The sequence below is a fragment of the Streptomyces sp. NPDC002623 genome, from assembly GCF_053592635.1.
Map to the genome: position 1 here is coordinate 43,943 of NZ_JBSFWB010000009.1, position 18,996 is coordinate 62,938.

Annotated in this window: 17 protein-coding genes; 8 read left to right on the plus strand and 9 right to left on the minus strand. The window is 70.9% G+C overall.

Going from position 1 to position 18,996, the window contains the following annotated elements; all coding sequences use genetic code 11:
• Positions 1-372 precede the first annotated feature (372 nt).
• Positions 373-1,044: a lysophospholipid acyltransferase family protein gene (locus ACWD4O_RS18390; protein ID WP_450948773.1), complete on the plus strand. Its 672-nt coding sequence runs from the start codon at positions 373-375 to the stop codon at positions 1,042-1,044.
• An 88-nt stretch (positions 1,045-1,132) separates the two neighbouring features.
• Here the strand turns inward: ACWD4O_RS18390 and ACWD4O_RS18395 are convergent, their stop codons facing one another.
• The 4 genes from ACWD4O_RS18395 to argH all read right to left on the minus strand — a co-directional run bounded on the left by ACWD4O_RS18395 (position 1,133) and on the right by argH (position 5,857).
• The gene (locus ACWD4O_RS18395) at positions 1,133-2,662 is read right to left on the minus strand and encodes an MFS transporter (RefSeq protein ID WP_451280949.1); all 1,530 of its coding nucleotides are present in this window, start codon (positions 2,660-2,662) and stop codon (positions 1,133-1,135) included.
• Positions 2,659-3,207 carry a TetR/AcrR family transcriptional regulator gene (locus tag ACWD4O_RS18400; protein WP_451280950.1) on the minus strand — a complete coding sequence of 183 codons (549 nt, stop codon included), beginning with the start codon at positions 3,205-3,207 and terminating at the stop codon, positions 2,659-2,661. Before ACWD4O_RS18400 ends, ACWD4O_RS18395 begins: the two co-directional genes overlap by 4 nt.
• A gap of 80 nt (positions 3,208-3,287) precedes the next feature.
• Positions 3,288-4,259: an aldo/keto reductase gene (locus ACWD4O_RS18405; protein ID WP_451280952.1), complete on the minus strand. Its 972-nt coding sequence runs from the start codon at positions 4,257-4,259 to the stop codon at positions 3,288-3,290.
• A 167-nt stretch (positions 4,260-4,426) separates the two neighbouring features.
• A complete protein-coding gene (argH, locus tag ACWD4O_RS18410) occupies positions 4,427-5,857 on the minus strand; it encodes an argininosuccinate lyase (protein WP_451280954.1) in 1,431 nt (476 codons plus the stop codon).
• 191 nt (positions 5,858-6,048) lie between these two features.
• Here argH and ACWD4O_RS18415 point away from each other — a divergent pair, with 191 nt between their 5' ends.
• The 7 genes from ACWD4O_RS18415 (at position 6,049) to ACWD4O_RS18445 (ending at position 13,803) form a co-directional block, all read left to right on the plus strand.
• Positions 6,049-6,948, plus strand: coding sequence for a hypothetical protein (locus ACWD4O_RS18415; RefSeq protein ID WP_451280955.1), 900 nt, complete (start codon positions 6,049-6,051; stop codon positions 6,946-6,948).
• A gap of 146 nt (positions 6,949-7,094) precedes the next feature.
• The gene (locus ACWD4O_RS18420; protein WP_451280957.1) at positions 7,095-7,676 is read left to right on the plus strand and encodes a pyridoxamine 5'-phosphate oxidase family protein; all 582 of its coding nucleotides are present in this window, start codon (positions 7,095-7,097) and stop codon (positions 7,674-7,676) included.
• A 142-nt stretch (positions 7,677-7,818) separates the two neighbouring features.
• Positions 7,819-9,519, plus strand: a complete 1,701-nt coding sequence (locus tag ACWD4O_RS18425; RefSeq protein ID WP_451280959.1) for a peroxidase family protein — start codon at positions 7,819-7,821, stop codon at positions 9,517-9,519.
• Positions 9,520-9,601: 82 nt separating this feature from the next.
• On the plus strand, positions 9,602-10,330 hold the full coding sequence (locus tag ACWD4O_RS18430) for a L,D-transpeptidase family protein (protein WP_451280961.1): 729 nt from the start codon (positions 9,602-9,604) through the stop codon (positions 10,328-10,330).
• Between the two features lie 129 nt (positions 10,331-10,459).
• Entirely contained in the window at positions 10,460-11,842 is a 1,383-nt protein-coding gene (locus ACWD4O_RS18435) for a ferredoxin reductase family protein (protein ID WP_451280963.1), read from the plus strand.
• A gap of 58 nt (positions 11,843-11,900) precedes the next feature.
• A complete protein-coding gene (locus ACWD4O_RS18440) occupies positions 11,901-13,010 on the plus strand; it encodes an FMN-binding protein (protein WP_451280965.1) in 1,110 nt (369 codons plus the stop codon).
• 55 nt (positions 13,011-13,065) lie between these two features.
• A complete protein-coding gene (locus ACWD4O_RS18445; protein ID WP_451281328.1) occupies positions 13,066-13,803 on the plus strand; it encodes an FAD:protein FMN transferase in 738 nt (245 codons plus the stop codon).
• A 165-nt stretch (positions 13,804-13,968) separates the two neighbouring features.
• Here ACWD4O_RS18445 and ACWD4O_RS18450 read toward each other — a convergent pair whose 3' ends face one another.
• The 5 genes from ACWD4O_RS18450 to argC are packed head-to-tail and all read right to left on the minus strand — an operon-like array spanning position 13,969 to position 18,838.
• Positions 13,969-14,514 carry an arginine repressor gene (locus ACWD4O_RS18450; protein WP_358807397.1) on the minus strand — a complete coding sequence of 182 codons (546 nt, stop codon included), beginning with the start codon at positions 14,512-14,514 and terminating at the stop codon, positions 13,969-13,971.
• Positions 14,515-14,521: 7 nt separating this feature from the next.
• Positions 14,522-15,715: an acetylornithine transaminase gene (locus ACWD4O_RS18455; protein WP_451280966.1), complete on the minus strand. Its 1,194-nt coding sequence runs from the start codon at positions 15,713-15,715 to the stop codon at positions 14,522-14,524.
• The gene (gene argB / locus ACWD4O_RS18460) at positions 15,712-16,665 is read right to left on the minus strand and encodes an acetylglutamate kinase (RefSeq protein ID WP_451280968.1); all 954 of its coding nucleotides are present in this window, start codon (positions 16,663-16,665) and stop codon (positions 15,712-15,714) included. Before argB ends, ACWD4O_RS18455 begins: the two co-directional genes overlap by 4 nt.
• Positions 16,662-17,813: a bifunctional glutamate N-acetyltransferase/amino-acid acetyltransferase ArgJ gene (argJ, locus tag ACWD4O_RS18465; protein ID WP_451280970.1), complete on the minus strand. Its 1,152-nt coding sequence runs from the start codon at positions 17,811-17,813 to the stop codon at positions 16,662-16,664. The genes argB and argJ overlap by 4 nt, the downstream gene beginning before the upstream one ends.
• The gene (gene argC, locus ACWD4O_RS18470) at positions 17,810-18,838 is read right to left on the minus strand and encodes an N-acetyl-gamma-glutamyl-phosphate reductase (protein ID WP_451280972.1); all 1,029 of its coding nucleotides are present in this window, start codon (positions 18,836-18,838) and stop codon (positions 17,810-17,812) included. Before argC ends, argJ begins: the two co-directional genes overlap by 4 nt.
• Positions 18,839-18,996: the final 158 nt, after the last annotated feature.

Sequence of the window (18,996 nt, forward strand, 5' to 3'; positions counted from 1 at the left end):
TGACACGGCGTCGGACAAGGCGTCGGATGCGGCCGGATGCGACTGAATGCGGCTCGATGCCGCAGGATGGTGCTTGTTGCGGCCTGTTGCGGACTATTGCGGCCTGTTGCGGACTATTGCGACTTGTTGCGGCTTGTTGCAGTGGATTGAACGGGTTCGGTCCGGGAAGGCGGGCAGAGAGCAGTCGGTTAAGCGCACCGCCTTGCAGCGTTCCGCGCAGGTGTCGGGCGGGCGTCGATACGGCCGTACAGGTGCACGTGGGTCAACAGTGCGTAAGACCTGGGTGACCCGATGTGCGCCGGCCCCACGGCCGCGAGTATCGTCCTCACCTGCACAGACTCATACCGTTTTCCCTTGACATCGGAGGGCTCGTTGTCCCGCTTCGCGCTGATCAAGACAGTGCTCGGACCGGTCATGCGCCTGATGTTCCGCCCCCGGGTCGAGGGCGCGGAGCACATCCCCGGCGACGGCCCGGTCATCCTGGCCGGCAACCACCTCACGTTCATCGACTCGATGATCCTGCCGCTCGTGTGCGACCGGCAGGTCTTCTTCATCGGCAAGGACGAGTACGTCACCGGCCAGAACCTCAAGGGCCGGCTGATGGCCTGGTTCTTCATCGGGGTCGGCATGATCCCCGTCGACCGCGACGGCGGGCGCGGCGGTGTCGCCGCCCTGATGACCGGGCGACGGGTGCTGGAGGAGGGGAAGGTCTTCGGGATCTACCCCGAGGGCACCCGGTCGCCCGACGGCCGGCTGTACCGGGGCCGTACCGGCATCGCGCGGCTGACGTTGATGACGGGCGCGCCGGTCGTGCCCTTCGCGATGATCGGCACGGACAAGCTGCAGCCGGGGGGTGCGGGGATGCCCCGCCCCGGGCGGGTCACCGTCCGGTTCGGCGAGGCGATGGAGTTCTCCCGGTACGAGGGGATGGACCGGGATCGGTATGTGCTGCGGGCTGTCACGGACTCGGTGATGACCGAGGTCATGCGGTTGTCGGGGCAGGAGTACGTGGACATGTACGCGACCAAGGCGAAAGCGGCGTAGGCCTCCGGCGGTCGGGCGGTTTTCGGGTGCGTTGTCGGGTGCGGGTGCGTTGTGGCTGGTCGCGCAGTTCCCCGCGCCCCTAGGGGGGTCAGCCTTGCCCCGGGTTTTCCAGGCGCTGTTGCTTCAGCAGGAACCACGCTGCCAGCGCCGTCGCCAGCAGGACTGCTGCGCCTGCTCCCGATGCGACGCTGAGGCCGTCGACGAATGCCGCGCGCGCCGAGGCCAGCATGGTCTCGGCCTCAGCCGGCGGCAGATGGCCTGCTGCCTCCACCGCACCGCCCAGGGACTCGTGCGCGCTCTCCGGTGTGCCCGTCGGGGACGGGAAGTTCCGGTAGACGCCGGTCACGATCGAGCCGAGTACGGCGATGCCGAGGGCGGCGCCCAACTCGTACGCCGTCTCGGAGACCGCTGAGGCCGCTCCCGCCTGTTCCTTGGGGACCGAGGACAGGATGACGTCGGAGGTCACCGTGAAGGAGAAGCCGGCGCCGATGCCGACCGCCAGCAGGGCCGCTCCCAGGATCGGATAGCCGGTCGTCGCGTCGATCGTCGTCAGCGCGGCCAGGGCGAGGCCGATCGCCGCCAGACCGCCGGAGACCACCGCGCGTACCGAGTAGCGACGGGCCGTTCGGCCCGCGATCAGGCCGGCCGCCACCGCGCCCACGGCTGCGGGGAGTTCGGCCAGGCCGGCTTCCAGAGGCCTTCTGCCCTGCACCAACTGCAGGTACTGGGAGAGGAAGAACACCAGGCCGGACATGCCGAGCACGGTCAGCATGTCGGCCAGTACCGCGCCGCTGAAGCCGGACTTGCGGAACAGGCGCATGTCCAGCAGCGGCTCGGGAAGGGTGAGCTGGCGGCGGACGAAGCCGTGCAGCGCGACCGCGCCCAGCAGACCCGCCGTCAGCGGTTCCCAGGTCAGGCCGTGACTGGCGGCCTCCTTCACCGCGTAGACGACGGCGATCATGCCGACCAGCGAGAAGACCACGCTGACCAGGTCCCAGGGGCCCGGGTCGGGGTTCTTCGACTCGGGCAGCGTCTTCAGGCCGACGACGACGAGCACGACCATCACCGGCAGGTTGATGAGGAAGACCGAGCCCCACCAGAAGTGTTCGAGGAGGAAGCCGCCCACGATGGGGCCGACCGCGGTGCCGGCGGAGGCGGTCGCGCCCCAGATGCCGACCGCGAGGCTGCGCTCGCGCGGGTCGTGGAAGAGGTTGCGGATCAGGGCGAGGGTGGCGGGCATCAGGGTCGCGCCCGCCACGCCCAGCAGGGCCCGGGCCGCGATCATCGTCTCCGGGGTCGTGGCATAGGCGTTGAGGATCGATATCAGGCCGAACGCGGTGGCGCCGACGAGCAGGATCCGCTTGCGGCCGATGCGGTCGCCGAGGCTGCCCATGGAGACGAGCAGGCCGGCGATGACGAACGAGTAGACGTCGCCGATCCACAGGAGCTGGGTGCCGGAGGGGGCCAGGTCCTCGCTGATGTAGGGGGTCGCGAGACCGAGGACGGTCGCGTCGACGGCCACCAGCAGCACGGCGAGCACGAGGACGGAGAGCGCGAGCCAACGGTCCGGGCGCTTCACCGCCTCGGTCGTGGTCTCCGGCTGCAGGGTGCTGGTCATGATTCCTCTCTCCGCAGAGCGCCGCCGAGCAGCAGCTCGACGATCATGTGGGTGAAGTCCTTGGGGGCGACCCTGCCCTCCATCACCGCCCAGGCGCCGGAGGCCAGCAGGCCGTAGAGCGCCTCGGTGAGCCAGGCCGGGGTGAGGTCGATGCGGAACTCGCCGTCGGCCTGGCCGCGCCGGAACAGGGTCGCGATGCGGTCGTCGATCCGCGCCCAGCCCTGGTGCTGGTCGCCCTCGAAGAGCTGGTTCTCCGAGTAGAGGAAGGCGAGCAGGGCGGCGGCCGGTTCCATCTCCTGGACGAGTCGGCGTACGGCGTCGGCCGCCGGGCCCTCCTCCAGCCGGGCCCGGTCCAGGGCGCTCTCGCACTCCGCTATGCCGAGCGCCTCCAGGGCGCGGACCAGCGCGTCGCGTCCGGCGAAGTGACGGTGCAGGGTGGCGCGGCTGATCCCGGCCGCCTTGGCGACCTCGTCCATCGTCGCGGTGGATCTGCGGGTCAGCAGGGCGGCGGCGCTGCGGAGTACGTGGTCACGGTCGACGGCCATGAGACAAGAGTAACCCATATGAGACGTTGATGTCTCACCACGGGCGCGCGTGACTCACCGTCGGCGCGCATAAGGGGTTCTCAGTGCCAGGGCAGGCTGCCGCGCCGCTCCCAGTACGCCCGCGGGTCCTCCGCCAGCACGGCCAGCCGGTCCAGCTGGTCGTCGTCGAGATCGACGACGGCCGCGTGCAGGTTGGAGGCGAGCTGGGCGGCGGTCGCGGCGCCGGAGAGGACGACGCCGGCCCACGGCCGGCGCAGGATCAGGGCGAGGGCGACGGCGTCACAGCCGAGGGAGGTCTCGTCCGCCACGGCCTTCAGGACGTCCGGCGCGTACGGCGCCGCGAGACGCCCGTTGGCCATGCCCTCCTTCACGATCACCGTGAGTCCGGCGTCGTGCGCCTCGGCGAGGGCCGGGCCGGCCGAGGTCTCCAGCGCGTTGTACGTCGACTGGACGGTGCGGAAGAGGGGCTCGCCGTCGACCGTCACGGCGAGGGCGGCGCGGATGGCGTCGGCCTGGGCGGGGCCGCTCGTGGAGAAGCCGACGGTGAGGCCCTGGGCGGCGGCCTCGGCCAGCTTCGCGTGGAGTTCCTTGTCGGTGAGGGCGGGGCTGTCCGGGGTCACCGAGTGGATCTGGTAGAGGTCGAGGCGGGCGCCGAGCAGTTCGGCGCTCTCGCCGCGCTGGCGGTCGTAGGTCTGGACGCTGTGGTCCTTGACCTCGTGCTTCTCGGCGTCGGTGGTCCAGTCGGCGGTGTAGGTGTAGCCCCATTTGCTGCCCACGACGATGTCGTCGACGTCGGGGCGGACCTTCAGCCAGTCGGCGAGGAACTCCTCCGAGCGGCCGTAGGAGCGCGCCGCGTCGAAGTAGCGGACACCCTGGGCGTAGGCGGCGTCGAGGAGTTCATGGGTGCGGGTGCGCAGCGAATCGACCGTGCGGTCCGCTCCGAGGTCGGCCTCGCGGCCGAGGTTGATGTAGCCGGGGCGGCCGACTGCGGCGAGGCCGAAGCCGATGTGACAGGTGGGGGTCGTTGCCGCTGCCAGGCGGGCGAAGGGCATCACGGGCTCCGTTCGGTCGGCTTCCGACCAACGTAACCCGCGATGGCCTTCGCTTCAGAGCTCGGGTTGTGCGGTGGTTCGGCGGGTGCGGGTGCGTTGTCGTTGCTCGCGCCCACGCGGCGGAGCCGCACATCGACACAGCCCCGCGCCCCCTGAGGGCGTTTTCCTCAGGCCTTCTTGGCAGTTGCCCATTCGTGCTGGACCGACACGTTCTGCTTCACCTCTGCCAGCTGGATCGCGACCGCGCTCGGGGCTGTGCCGCCTCGGCCGTTGCGGGAGGCCAGGGCGCCCCGGACGTTGAGGACCGTGCGGACCTCGGGGGTGAGGTGGGCGGAGATCTTGGCGAACTGGTCGTCGGTCAGTTCGTCCAGTTCCTTGCCCTCGGCCTCTGCCGCCTTGACGCACTCGCCGGCCACCTCGTGCGCGACCCGGAACGGCACGCCCTGCTTGACCAGCCACTCGGCGATGTCGGTGGCGAGCGAGAAGCCGGCCGGGGCCAGTTCCTCCATGCGCTCGCGGTTGACGGTGAGGGTGGCCATCATGCCGGTGAAGGCGGGGAGCAGGACCTCGAGCTGGTCGCAGGAGTCGAAGACCGGCTCCTTGTCCTCCTGGAGGTCGCGGTTGTAGGCCAGCGGGAGCGCCTTGAGCGTGGCCATGAGGCCCGTCAGGTTGCCGATCAGGCGGCCGCTCTTGCCCCGCGCCAGCTCGGCGATGTCCGGGTTCTTCTTCTGCGGCATGATCGACGAGCCGGTGGAGAACGCGTCGTGCAGCGTCACGAAGGAGAACTCCTTCGTGTTCCAGATGATGATCTCCTCGGAGATCCGGGAGAGGTTCACTCCGATCATCGCGGTGATGAAGGCGAACTCTGCGACGAAGTCGCGGGACGCCGTGCCGTCGATGGAGTTGCCGACGCTGCCGTTCTCGAAGCCGAGGTCGGCGGCCACCGCCTCCGGGTCCAGACCCAGGGAGGAGCCCGCGAGCGCGCCGGAGCCGTACGGCGAGACGGCCGTGCGCTCGTCCCACTGCCGCAGCCGCTCCGCGTCCCGGGACAGGGACTGCACATGCGCGAGGACGTGGTGGGCGAAGAGCACCGGCTGGGCGTGCTGGAGGTGGGTGCGGCCGGGCATCGCCACGTCCGGGTGGGCCTCGGCGAGGCCGATCAGGGCGTCCTGGAGGTCGGCGATCAGGCCGCCGATGATCCGGGCGTGGTCGCGCAGGTACATCCGGAAGAGGGTCGCGACCTGGTCGTTGCGGGAGCGGCCCGCGCGCAGCTTGCCGCCGAGGTCGGCGCCGAGCCGCTCCAGCAGACCGCGCTCCAGGGCGGTGTGGACGTCCTCGTCGGCGATCGTGCCGACGAAGGAGCCGTCGGCGACGTCCGTGTCGAGCTGGTCGAGTCCGGCGATCATCCGGGTGAGCTCGCCCTCGGTGAGCAGGCCCGCCTTGTGCAGCACGCGCGCGTGGGCACGGGAACCGGCGATGTCGTAGGGCGCGAGCCGCCAGTCGAAGTGGACGGACGCGGACAGCTTCGCCAGGGCCTCGGCGGGGCCGTCGGCGAAACGGGCGCCCCAGAGCCGTACGTCACCGCTGTTGCTGCTCACTTGCGTTGCTCCTCACCGCTGCACTCAAGGTCTTGCATGATTATGCAGTGCTCTGCATGATTCGTCAATTCGGCGAACTTCGGTAAGAGATTTGAAGACGCCTTGAACAACGGCAACCGCTTACCCGTACTTACCGCTGAACGCCGGCCGCGTGTTTGTAAACCCACTCCTGACCCAAGTGAGGCACCCCCATGTCCAGGGCTCTTCCGAAGTACAACAAGCGTCGCGTGGTGGTCATCGGCGCGGCCGCCGCTCTGGCGCTGTCCGGCGCGGTCGTCGTCAACTCCGCGCTCGCCGGGGAGTCGTCCAAGAGCAACGGCACCACCAACGCCAACACGCTCGCCGCCGGCCCCGGCACCATCTCGTGCCCGGACGTGGCCTCGCAACTGCCCGCGATCCCCGCCACCGCCCAGGCCGAGGTCGACCGCAACATCGCGCTGCTCCAGACCCAGATCGACGAGGCCAACCAGCGGCTGATCGACACGGTCGGCCAGGGCGGCGCCAACTTCGTGCAGAACGCGATCCTCGGCCCGCTGGAGGACAAGCGGATCGCCGTCGTGAACCGCATCGCCACCGCCATCGGCCGCACCGCGGACAAGCCCCAGGGTCTCGAGGCGCTCGCCCCCTGCGCCCTCGACGCGGGCGGCGCGGCGGACACCGGCGAGGAGGCCGGTGCCGGTGACGCGGCCGGCGACGAGGCCGAGGCCACCCCGGGCGCGGAGGAGACCGCCGCCGCGGGCGGGGCCGACGACGGCGCGGCGGAGGACACGGGCGACACCGGCGCCGAGGCGGGCGCCGCCGGCACGATCAGCTGCCCGGACGTCGCCTCGCAGCTGCCGGAGATCCCCGCCTCCGCGCAGGCCGAGGTGGACCGGAACCTGGCGCTGCTGGAGACGCAGCTCGCCGAGGCCAACACCCGGCTGGTCAACACCGTCGGCCAGGGCGGCCCCAACTTCGTGCAGAACGCGATCCTGGGCCCGCTGGAGGGCAAGCGCGAGTCCACGATCGACCGCATCGCCATCTCGATCGGCCGTCAGGGCACCAAGCCGCAGGGCCTCGAGGTCCTGGCCCCCTGCACGCTGAACCAGTGATGTGACAGACGCAGCGGCCGCCCCGGGAAACGCCGACCGGGGCGGCCGCTGCGGCATGTGCACACTCCATACACACCCCATGCACACGCCATCGATTCGGCTATTTCCTTGGACGCGCGAACGCGCTTCCCGGATAATCGTTAGACATGGGAAAGACCTATGAGCGCATAGACGGCCGGCTCCGTACGTTCATCGAGGAGCAGCCCCTCTTCTTCACCGCCACCGCGCCGCTGTCCGGGGACGGCACGGTCAACCTCTCCCCCAAGGGCCTCAAGGGCTCGTTCGCCGTGCTGGACGAACACACCGTGGCCTACCTCGACTTCGCCGGCTCCAACGCGGAGACCATCGCGCATCTGCGGGAGAACGGCCGGATCACGCTGATGTGGTGCGCCTTCCAGGGGCCGCCGAACATCGTGCGGGTGCACGGCCGCGGCGAGCCGGTCTTCCGCGACGACCCCCGCTTCCGGGAACTCCTCGCCCGCTTCCCCGACATCGACGCGACCCCGCACGGGCTGCGCGCGATCATCGTCGTGCACGCCGAACTCGTCCGGGACACCTGCGGGTACGCGGTCCCCTTCATGACGTACGACGAGGACCGCGAGCTGCACGCGAAGCGGTTCGCGCGGGAGGACGACGACTCGCTCAGCGCGTACTTCGCGAAGAAGGAGCACGTCGCCACGAGCATGGACGGACTGCCCGGGCTGCCGTTGCCGCTGAGTCCGATTTGACGCGCATAGGCCATGTGTACAGACCGTCAACTCTTGGGCTTCTTGGGGTAATTGACGGAATTCACCCTTCCGCCGCTCTCGTCCCCTAGCGTGGGCTCATCCGTGCGCTCTCTCGCGCATGCGTGAACCACATGGGGGATTCATGTTCCGACCCGCACGTGAACCACAGAGCAAGCGCCATCTCCGTTCCTCCTTCTACGTCGTCGGCGAGGGCATCCTCTCCGAGTCCGGGGAAGGCGAGCCCATGGCGGCACAGCCCGCCTCCTCCGTGGCGGACCTGCGCAAGTTCCGCTTCTCCCGGCTGGGCCCGCAGTCCCGGCAGGCCCAACAGCTCGACCGGAACGCCCGCACCGAGCTGGCCCAGGCCATGACGAACGCCACGGCGACGCACCCCGACCAGGAAGGGGTCCCCGCGGGGTTCACCTACCTCGGCCAGTTCGTGGACCACGACCTCACCCTGGACGCCACCGCGGTGCGCCTCGAGGACGAGATCACGGTGCGTCAGCTCCTCCAGGGCCGCTCCCCGGCCCTCGACCTCGACTCCCTCTACGGCCTCGGGCCCGACCACCGCTTCGACCGCCGGTTCTACGAGGACGACGGACTCAGGCTGAAGACCGGGACGACCCAGGGCGTGCCGCAGGACCCGACCATCGTGGGCCAGCCCCTCGCCGGGTTCGACCTGCCCAGGACGGGCTCGGGCTCGCTGAGGTCCGAGCGGCGCCGGGCCCTGATCCCGGACCCGCGCAACGACGAGAACCTGATCGTCGCCCAGATCCACACCGCCTTCATCCGGTTCCACAACCGGGTGGTCGCCGACCTGGTCGGCAAGGGCGTGTCGAGCGCGGTCCTGTTCGAGTCGGCGCGCGAGACGGTCGTCAAGCACTACCAGTGGATGCTGCGCCACGACTTCCTGCAGCGGATCGTCGACCCCGAGATCGTCGACGACGTGTTCAGCAACGGCCGACGCGTGTTCGAGCCGGCGACCGGCGAGCAGAACCTGCCGACCATGCCGATCGAGTTCTCCGTGGCCGCCTACCGGCTGGGCCACAGCATGGTCCGGGGCGCCTACAACTGGAACCGGATCTTCGACCGGGGCCGGGGCACGCTGGAGCTGCTGTTCCGGTTCAGCGGCACCAGCGGCATCCTCTCCCCGCCGCCCGCCGACCCGACGGACCCGGAGGCGGGCGACTTCGAGCGGCTGCCCACCAACTGGATCGCCGACTTCCGGCGGTTGTTCGCCTTCCAGGAGGCGGTGCCGGAGCGGGCCGATCTCCAGGTGCCCGCGGCGCAGTTCAACCTCGCCAAGCGCATCGACACACTGCTGGTCAATCCGCTCGCCAACCTGCCGCTCGGCTCCTTCGGCGGGCGAGGACAGGAGAGGCCCCCGGAGATCGAGCTGAACCTCGCCTTCCGCAACCTCACCCGGGCCTCCATGCTGCGGCTCGCGACGGGACAGCAGATGGTCGAGTACTTCGTCGACCGGAAGGTCGACGTGGACCCGCTGACCGCGGCCGACTTCTCGCAGGGCGGCGGTGCGCAGCTCTCCGCCGGGCTCGCGAAGGCGGTCGCCAAGAACGCGCCGCTGTGGTTCTACATCCTGCGCGAGGCCGAGGTGAAGGGCGGCGGGAAGCTGACCGGCGTCGGCGGCCGCATCGTCGCCGAGGTGTTCCACCGGGCCATGGAAGGCAGCCGCCACTCGATCGTGCGCGACCCCTTCTGGCGTCCCTTCCTCAGCCCGGTCGCGGCGCGCAACGCCGACGACGTGTTCGACATGACCGACCTGCTGCTCTACGCCTTCGAAGGGCGGGCGGACCAGCTCAACCCGCTGGGTCCGGTGGTCTGAGCGGTCGACGCGGCGAGGCGGCGCCGTGCCCGGTCGGCCCACCCGGCCTGCCGGCGCCGCCATCGCGCTCTAGCGTCTGATCATGCGTCCACGTGTCGTCGTCACCGCTGTCGCCACCGCCGTCTGTGCGTCGTCGCTGCTGCTCGGGGCGGCTCCGGGCGTCGGGGCGGCTCCGCCGTCGTCGGCCGCGCTGCCCGCGCGGATGGCGGACACGGGCGGCGGCACACAGCTGATCACCGCCGTGGCGCCCAAGGCCGGTTCCACGTCGGGCCGGCTCGACTGGTGGGACCTGCGGGACGGGCGGTGGGTGCGGGCCGGTTCCGCGCCGGCCCGGTTCGGCGCGAACGGCCTGGTCGAGGGAGGCGCGCGCCGACAGGGCACGAACACGACGCCGACGGGCCTGTACGGGCTCCCGTTCGCCTTCGGCGTCCGGGCGGCCCCGCGCGGGACGACGTACCCGTACCGTCCCGTGGGCCGGGACTCCTGGTGGTGTCAGGACAACGACTCCCGCGCCTACAACCGGTGGACCGAACCGCGGCCGGCCGACTGCCGTGCCGCCGAGTCCGAGCACCTGGTGACGTACCGGACGCAGTACGCCTACGCCCTGGTCATCGGGTTCAACTACGGCAGGCCGGTGCGCGGCCGTGGGGCGGGCATCTTCCTGCACGTCGACGGGCGTGGGGCGACGGCCGGTTGTGTGTCGGTGCCGGTGGACGCGATGCGACGGATGCTGCGGTGGGCCCGGCCGCAGGAGCGCCCGCACATCGCGATCGGCACCGCCGACGGGCCGACGGCGATCACCCGGTACTGACCGGTAGGAAATCGGCCGGCGCCGAGTCGGCCGGCGCCGAGCCCGCGCACCACTGTGGTCACAACGGCTGAACACTCCGCGACTGCGGCCCGTATCTGAGGGCCAAGGGTCCGTACCCACGGAGGAACAGTGACCACGACGATCGCCGGCGGCCGTGCCGCCCGCCGCCAGACGATGCGCCGCATCCGTCCGCGCCGCTCCCCGGCCGTTCCGCTGCTGCTCGCCGTCTGGGCGGGCGCCGCGGGCGTGCTGTGGTTGTGGTGGAGCAACACGCCGAACATCGCGGACACCGACAGCAAGATCCTCAACGCGGGACGGATCACCGGCCTTCTCGCCGGGTACCTCATGGCGCTCGTCGTGCTGCAGATGGCACGGGTGCCGGCGCTGGAGCGCCGGGTGGGCTCGGACCGGGTCGCCCGCTGGCACGCGATGAGCGGCCGGTACACGCTCTGCCTCACCTTCGCGCACGTGTTCCTCATCATGTGGGGGTACGCGCTGCAGGCCGGCAAGTCGCTCGGCGACATCGTCCAGCAGACGATCGACTCCATCAACCAGCTGCCCGACATGGGCAAGGCGGCCATCGGCACCGGTCTGCTGGTGCTCATCGGCCTGGTGTCGATCGGCCCCGTGCGCAAGCGGATGCCGTACGACACCTGGTACCACATCCATCTGATGACGTACGCGTCCGTGTTCCTGACGTTCTGGCACCAGATCACCACCGGCAACGACTTCGCCATCGAGCCCGTCGCGAAGACCGTCTGGTACGTGCTGTACGGGTCGGTCACCGCGCTGGTCGTCTGGTACCGCATCATCACCCCGGTCCGGCTGAACCTGCGGCACCGCATGCACGTCGAGGCGGTCATCGAGGAGGCGCCGGGCATCGTCTCGGTGCTGATCGGCGGGCGCAAGCTGCACCGGATGGGCGCGGAGGCCGGGCAGTTCTTCCGGTGGCGGTTCCTCGCCCCGGGCATGCGCTTCAGCTCCCACCCGTACTCGCTGTCGGCGGCCCCGCGCCCGGACCTGCTGCGGATCACCGTCAAGGCGATCGGCGACCACAGCGCGGCGCTGCGCGAACTGCGGCCCGGCACACGCGTGTGGGCCGAGGGTCCGTACGGTGCGATGACCGCGTCCCGGCGCAGCCGCGGCAAGGTGCTGCTGGTGGCCGGCGGGGTCGGCATCACTCCGATGCGGGCGCTGTTCGAGACGCTGCCGGGCGCGGCCGGTGACATCACCCTCCTCTACCGGGCCAACAGCACCCAGGACCTGGCGCTGTGGGACGAGCTGGCGAAGATCGCCGACGAGCGCGGGGCGCGGCTGATGTACGCGGTCAACAGCCCCGACGGGGAGCGTCCCGACATCTCGGCGGAGTCCCTCCAGCGCAAGATCCCCGACATCGACACCCACGACGTCTTCATGTGCGGGCCGAACGGCTTCGCGCAAGGCGTGTTCGAGGCACTGCGCGGCGCCGGGGTCCCGGCCCGCCGCATCCATCACGAGTCGTTCGAGATGTGAGCGACGGGAATTCCGCACGACCCTCGGCCTTCAACCTGAATCAGGAGCTCAGAAAGACATGAGGAAGAGCCACCCTCTTCGGCGCGTGGTGCTGGCCACTGCCGCCACCGTGTCCGGGATCGTGCTGCTGCTGTCGCTCAAGCCGTCGTCCGACCCGGGCAGCACGCAGCAGGCGGCGGGCGCGGGAGCGCAGGCCCAGGAGGCCGCCCAGGGCGGCGCCGGGGCGACCGTCACGGGCACGATGACCGGCGACGCGGTCCAGACGCAGTACGGCAACGTGCAGGTACGCATCACCGTCGTCGACAACAAGATCACCAAGGCGGAGGCCGTCCAGGCCCCCAAGGGCGGCACCAGCGACCAGAAGACCGCGGACGCCGTTCCCAAGCTCAACGCCGCGGTGGTCGCCACGCAGAGCCCGAACATCGACACGGTCTCCGGGGCGACGTACACCAGCGAGGCCTACAAGAAGTCCCTCCAGTCGGCCATCGACAAGGCGAACGCGAGCGCCGGCTCCTCGCAGGGGTCGGGCAGCGCGCAGGCCGCCGGCGCCTTCACCGGCGACGCGGTCCAGACGCAGTACGGCAACGTGCAGGTCCGCATCACCGTCGCCGGTGGGAAGATCACCAAGTCGGAGGCGGTCCAGGCGCCCAAGGGCGGCACCAGCGACCAGAAGACCGCGGACTCCGTCCCGAAGCTCAACGCGGCGGCGGTCGCCGCGGGCACCGCGGACATCGACTCCGTGTCCGGCGCGACCTACACCAGCGAGGGCTACAAGAAGTCCCTCCAGTCGGCGCTGGACAAGGCGAAGGCGGCCTCGGGTTCGGCGGCGGGCTCCTCGGGCTCCGGGGAGGCCTCTTCGGGCTCGGACGCCGGCGCCGACGCGGGTGCCGCGCAGGCCAAGACCGTCACCGGCGAGGTCCAGCAGACGCAGTACGGGCCGGTCCAGGTCCGGATCACCGTGGCCAACGGCAAGATCACGAAGGCGGAGGCGGTCCAGGCGCCCTCGGGCGGGACCAGCTCCCAGAAGACCGAGCTCTCCGTCCCCAAGCTCAACGCGGCGGCGGTCGCGGCCGGCAGCGCGGACATCGACTCCGTCTCCGGGGCGACCTACACCAGCGACGGCTACAAGAAGTCCCTGCAGTCGGCGCTGGACCAGGCCGGTGGCTGAGACCGTGGCCGAGTCGGCGGCGGCCCCCGCCGTGGTGCGTCATGCGGAAGAGGTCATGGGGACCGTCTTCTCGTTCGACGTCCGCGGCGGGGAGGCCGAGGCGGTACGGATCGCGCTGGACGAGGCGGTCGCCTCACTGCACCGGGTCAACGAGGTGTTCAGCACCTACCGCGACGACAGTCAGGTCTCCCGGCTGGTGCGCGGCGAGCTGACCGTCGAGGAGTGCGACCCCGAGGTGGCCGAGGTGCTCGACCTGGGCGCCGAGGCGGAGCGGGTGAGCGACGGCTGGTTCAGCATGCGCTACCAGGGCCGCCTCGACCCCACCGGCATCGTGAAGGGCTGGGCCGCCGAGCGCGCGGCCCGGCTGATCGCGGCGGTCGGCGTGAGCGGGGTCAGCGTCAACGGCGGCGGGGACGTGCAGTTGCTGGGCGTCCCCGGGCCCGAGCGGCCGTGGCGGGTCGGTGTGTCGGACCCGCTGCGCCCGGGCGGTCTCGCCGCGGTGGTCTCGGCGGCGGGCGCGGACGAACTGGCGGTCGCGACCTCGGGTACGGCGGAGCGCGGCACCCATATCGTCGACCCTCGCACGGGCCGGTCCGCGGTGACCGACCTCGTCGCCGTGACGGTGGTCGCCCCCCGTCTGACCTGGGCGGACTGCTGGGCCACGGCCGCCTTCGCCATGGGTTCCCGAGAGGGCCTCGCCTGGCTGGAGTCGCTGCCGGACGTGGAGGCCCTGCTCATCACGGCGGGCGACGAGGTCCGCTGCACGGGCGGGTTGGCGGGACGGCTGGGCTGAGTCGGGGCTGGGTGCAGTCAAGCGGCTTGGACTTGCTGACGCAGGTGACTGCAACCCCCTGTGGGCGCGGGACGGTTCTCATGTGCGGCTCCGCCGCGTGGGCGCGACCAGCCCCACGCACCCGCAGTCGGCAACGCTCCGCGACCGCCGCGGCCCGCGCAGCGCTCAGTGGCCGTTCTGAGCCAACCGGAGCAGATGTTCCGCGAGGGCCTGCCCGCCCGTCGCCTCCCGGCTGATCAGCAGCAAGGTGTCGTCGCCCGCGATCGTCCCGAGAATGTCGTGCAGTTCGGCCTGGTCGATCGCCGACGCGAGGAACTGCGCCGCCCCCGGCGGAGTACGCAGCACCACGAGATTCGCGGACGCCTCCGCGGAGATCAGCAGCTCCTGCGACAGCCGCCGCATCCGCTCTTCCTTCGCCGACTCCCCCAGCGGCGCCCGAGGGGTCCGGAAACCCCCCTCGCTGGGCACCGCGTAGATCAGATCGCCGTCGGTGTTGCGGATCTTCACCGCGTTCAGCTCGTCCAGGTCCCGCGACAGCGTCGCCTGGGTGACGCTCAGCCCGTCGTCGGCCAGCAGCTTCGCCAACTGGCTCTGCGACCGCACCGGTTGACGGTTGAGGATGTCCACGATCCGGCGGTGACGCGCGGTACGGGTCTGCGGCACGGCCGGTCCACCCGCCCCCGGCTGCTCATGCTCCTGCGCCTGACTCATCGTCGTCTCATTCCCCGGATCCGTCCCCGCCGACTGCGTCGAGGATGCCGGGCAGCGCCCCGAGGAACGCCTCCACCTCGTCGTCGCCGAGGTTCAGCGGCGGCATCAGCCGGACGACGTCGGGGGCGGGCACGTTCACCAGGAATCCGGCCTCCTGAGCCGCCTGCCGCACCTGAGGTGCGAGGGGCTCGGTGAGCACGATACCCAGGAGAAGGCCGGTTCCCCGGACATAATCGATCAACGGGTGGCCCGCACCCTGGATTCCGTCCCGCAACTTCTCGCTCTGCCGCTTGACGTTCTCCAGCAACCCCTCGTTCTCGATGGTGTCGAGAACGGCGAGTCCGGCGGCGCAGGCGACGGGGTTGCCGCCGAAGGTCGTCCCGTGGTGGCCGGGCTGCAGCAGTTCCGCGGCCCGCCCGAAGGCGACGGTCGCGCCCAGCGGCAGCCCGCCGCCGAGACCCTTCGCGAGCGTCACGACGTCCGGCAGGACGCCCTCGTGGGCCTGGTACTCGAACCAGTGCCCGGTGCGGCCGATGCCGGTCTGCACCTCGTCGAGGACGAGCAGCGCGCCGGTCGCGGCGGTGATCGCGCGGGCGGCCTTGAGGTAGCCGACGGGCGGCACGACGACGCCGAGCTCGCCCTGGACGGGTTCGAGGATGACGAGCGCCGTCTCCTCGGTGACCGCGGCGGCCAGCGCCTGCGCGTCGCCGAACGGCACATGGGTGACATCGCCGGGCAGCGGCAGGAACGGGTCGCGCTTGCCGGGCTGGCCGGTGAGCGCGAGGGCCCCCATGGTCCGGCCGTGGAAGGCGCCCTCGGTGGCGACGACATGGGTCCGCCCGGTCAGCCGGCCGATCTTGAAGGCTGCCTCGTTGGCCTCGGCGCCCGAGTTGCAGAAGAAGACCCTGCCGTCCCGGCCGAAGAGCTGGAGCAGCCGTTCGGCGAGCGTCACGGTCGGCTCGGACAGGAAGAAGTTGGAGATGTGGCCGAGCGAGCCGATCTGCCGGCTCACGGCGTCGACGACGGCCGGGTGGGCGTGGCCGAGCGCGTTGACCGCGATGCCGCCGACGAAGTCGAGGTAGTCCTTGCCCTCGGCGTCCCAGACCCGGGTGCCCGCGCCGCGGGTCAGGGGCAGCAGCGGGGTGCCGTAGTTGTTCATGAGCGCGCTCTGCCACCGCGCGGTCAGTTCCTGGTTGCTCATGACGACTCCCCCTGTGCGTCCGTGGTCGCGGCTGTGGTCGCAGCCGCCGTCGCGTCCGGCTTCTCGTCGGCCACGACCATCGTGCCGATGCCTTCGTCGGTGAAGATCTCCAGCAGGATCGAGTGCTGGACCCGCCCGTCGATGACCCGGGCGGTGGTCACGCCGCCGCGCACGGCGTGCAGACAGCCCTCCATCTTGGGGACCATGCCCGCGCTCAGGTCCGGCAGCAGCTTCTCCAGTTGGGAGGCGGTGAGACGGCTGATCACCTCGTCGGAGTTCGGCCAGTCCTCGTAGAGGCCCTCGACGTCGGTGAGGACCATCAGGGTCTCGGCGCCGAGAGCCGCGGCGAGTGCCGCGGCCGCGGTGTCGGCGTTGACGTTGTAGACATGGCCGTCGTCCTGGGAGCGGGCGATCGACGAGACGATCGGGATACGGCCGTCGGCGAGCAGTGCCTCGATGGCGCCGGTGTCGATCGCGGTGATCTCGCCGACCCGTCCGATGTCGACCAGCTCGCCGTCGATCTCCGGCTGGTGCTTGGTGGCGGTGATGGTGTGCGCGTCCTCGCCGGTCAGTCCGACGGCGAGCGGACCGTGCTGGTTGAGCAGTCCGACCAGTTCGCGCTGGACCTGCCCGGCGAGCACCATCCGGACGACGTCCATGGCGTCCTCGGTGGTGACGCGCAGGCCGGCCTTGAACTCGCTGACGATGCCGGCCTGGTCGAGCGCGGCGCTGATCTGCGGGCCGCCGCCGTGCACGACGACGGGCTTGAGGCCGGCGTGGTGCAGGAAGACGACATCCTGGGCGAAGGCGGCCTTCAGATCGTCGTCGATCATGGCGTTGCCGCCGAACTTGATGACGACGGTCTTGCCGTTGTGCCGGGTCAGCCAGGGCAGCGCCTCGATGAGGATCTGGGCCTTGGGCAGGGCGGTGTGCTTGCGAGTAGTGCTCATGACGAGTACGCGCTGTTCTCGTGGACGTAGTCCGCGGTGAGATCGTTGGTCCAGATGGTGGCCGTCTCGGCGCCGGCAGCCAGGTCGGCCACGATGTGGACCTCGCGGTAGCGCATGTCGACCTTGTCGCGGTCCTCGCCGACCCCGCCGTTCTTGCAGACCCAGACGCCGTTGATGGCGACGTTGAGCCGGTCCGGCTCGAAGGCGGCGGAGGTCGTGCCGATCGCGGAGAGGACGCGGCCCCAGTTGGGGTCCTCGCCGTGGATCGCGCACTTGAGGAGGTTGTTGCGGGCGATGGAGCGGCCCACCTCGACGGCGTCGTCCTCGCTCGCGGCGTTGACGATCTCGACCTTGATGTCCTTGCTGGCGCCCTCGGCGTCCCGGATCAGCTGCTGGCCCAGGTCGTCGCAGACGGCCCGTACGGCCTCGGCGAACTCGGCGTACTCCGGGGTGACCTCGGCGGCGCCGGAGGCGAGCAGCAGCACGGTGTCGTTGGTGGACATGCAGCCGTCGGAGTCGACGCGGTCGAAGGTCGTCCGGGTGGCCGCGCGCAGGGCCTTGTCCAGCAGGTCGGGCTCGACGTCCGCGTCGGTGGTCAGGACGACCAGCATGGTGGCGAGGCCGGGGGCGAGCATGCCCGCGCCCTTGGCCATTCCGCCGACGGTCCAGCCGTCCTTGGCGACGACGGACGTCTTGTGGACGCTGTCGGTGGTCTTGATGGCGATGGCGGCCTTCTCGCCGCCGTGCGCGCTCAGGGCGGCGGCGGCGGTCTCGACGCCCGGGAGCAGCTTGTCCATCGGGAGGAGCAGGCCGATGAGGCCGGTGGAGGCGACGGCGACCTCGGCGGCGTTGTGTCCCAGCACCTCGGCGACCTTCTCCGCGGTCGCGTGCGTGTCCTGGAAGCCCTTCGGTCCCGTGCAGGCGTTGGCGCCGCCGGAGTTGAGGATCACGGCGGTCACCTGACCGCCCTTGAGGACCTGCTCGGACCACAGGACGGGCGCGGCCTTGACGCGGTTGGAGGTGAAGACGCCGGCGGCGGCGCGGCGGGGCCCGGTGTTGACCACGAGGGCCAGGTCCGGGTTGCCGTTCTCCTTGATCCCGGCGGCGATGCCCGCCGCCGTGAATCCCTTGGCTGCCGTGACGCTCACGGTGCGACTCCGATCGTGGAAAGCCCGGTGGTCTCGTCGAGCCCGAGGGCGATGTTCATGCTCTGGAGGGCGCCGCCCGCGGTGCCCTTGGTCAGGTTGTCGATGGCGCTGATGGCGATGATCCGGCCCGCGGCCTCGTCGAGGGCGACCTGCACCTGAACCGCGTTCGAACCGTGGACGGACGCTGTGGCGGGCCACTGGCCCTCGGGCAGCAGGTGCACGAAGGGCTCGTCGGCGAAGGCCTTCTCGTAGGCGGCGCGGACGGAGTCGGCGGTGACGCCGGGCCTCGCCTTGGCGCTGCACGTGGCGAGGATGCCGCGGGACATCGGCGCGAGGGTCGGCGTGAAGGAGACGGAGACCCGCCCGCCGGCGGCCGCGCTGAGGTTCTGGATCATCTCCGGGGTGTGCCGGTGGCCGCCGCCGACGCCGTACGGCGACATGGAGCCCATGACCTCGGAGCCCAGCAGGTGCGTCTTGGGCGCCTTGCCCGCGCCGGAGGTGCCGGAGGCGGCGACGATCACGGCCTCGTGCTCGGCCAGGCCCGCGGTGTACGCCGGGAACAGCGCCAGCGACACGGCGGTGGGATAGCAACCGGGGACCGCGATGCGCTTGGACCCCTCCAGCGCGGCGCGGCCGCCCGGCAGTTCGGGGAGGCCGTAGGGCCAGGTCCCGGCGTGCGCGGAGCCGTAGAACGTCTCCCAGTCGGCCGCGTCCTGCAGCCGGAAGTCGGCGCCCATGTCGACGACGAGGACCTCCGGGCCGAGCTGTTCGGCGACGGCCGCGGACTGGCCGTGCGGGAGGGCGAGGAAGACGACGTCGTGTCCGGCGAGGGCCTCGGGGGTGGTCTCCGTCAGCACCCGGCCGGCCAGCGGCAGCAGGTGCGGCTGGAGCGCGCCGAGCTTCTGGCCCGCGTTGGAGTTGCCTGTCAGGGCGCCGATCTCGATCTCGGGGTGCGTGAGGAGCAGGCGCAGCAGCTCTCCGCCCGCGTACCCGCTCGCTCCGGCCACCGCCGCACGTACCACCATGGACTCCTCCTCCTGGATGGCATGACTATACGTTTCGTTGCACGTTTATGCAATCTGTCCGAGGACGAGGCCCGCAGCGATTGTGACTGAGCGCTTCAGGTGGCGGGTGAGCGCTTGAGTTGGCGGGGTTGTGCGTCGGAGCTGGCGGACAGGATAGC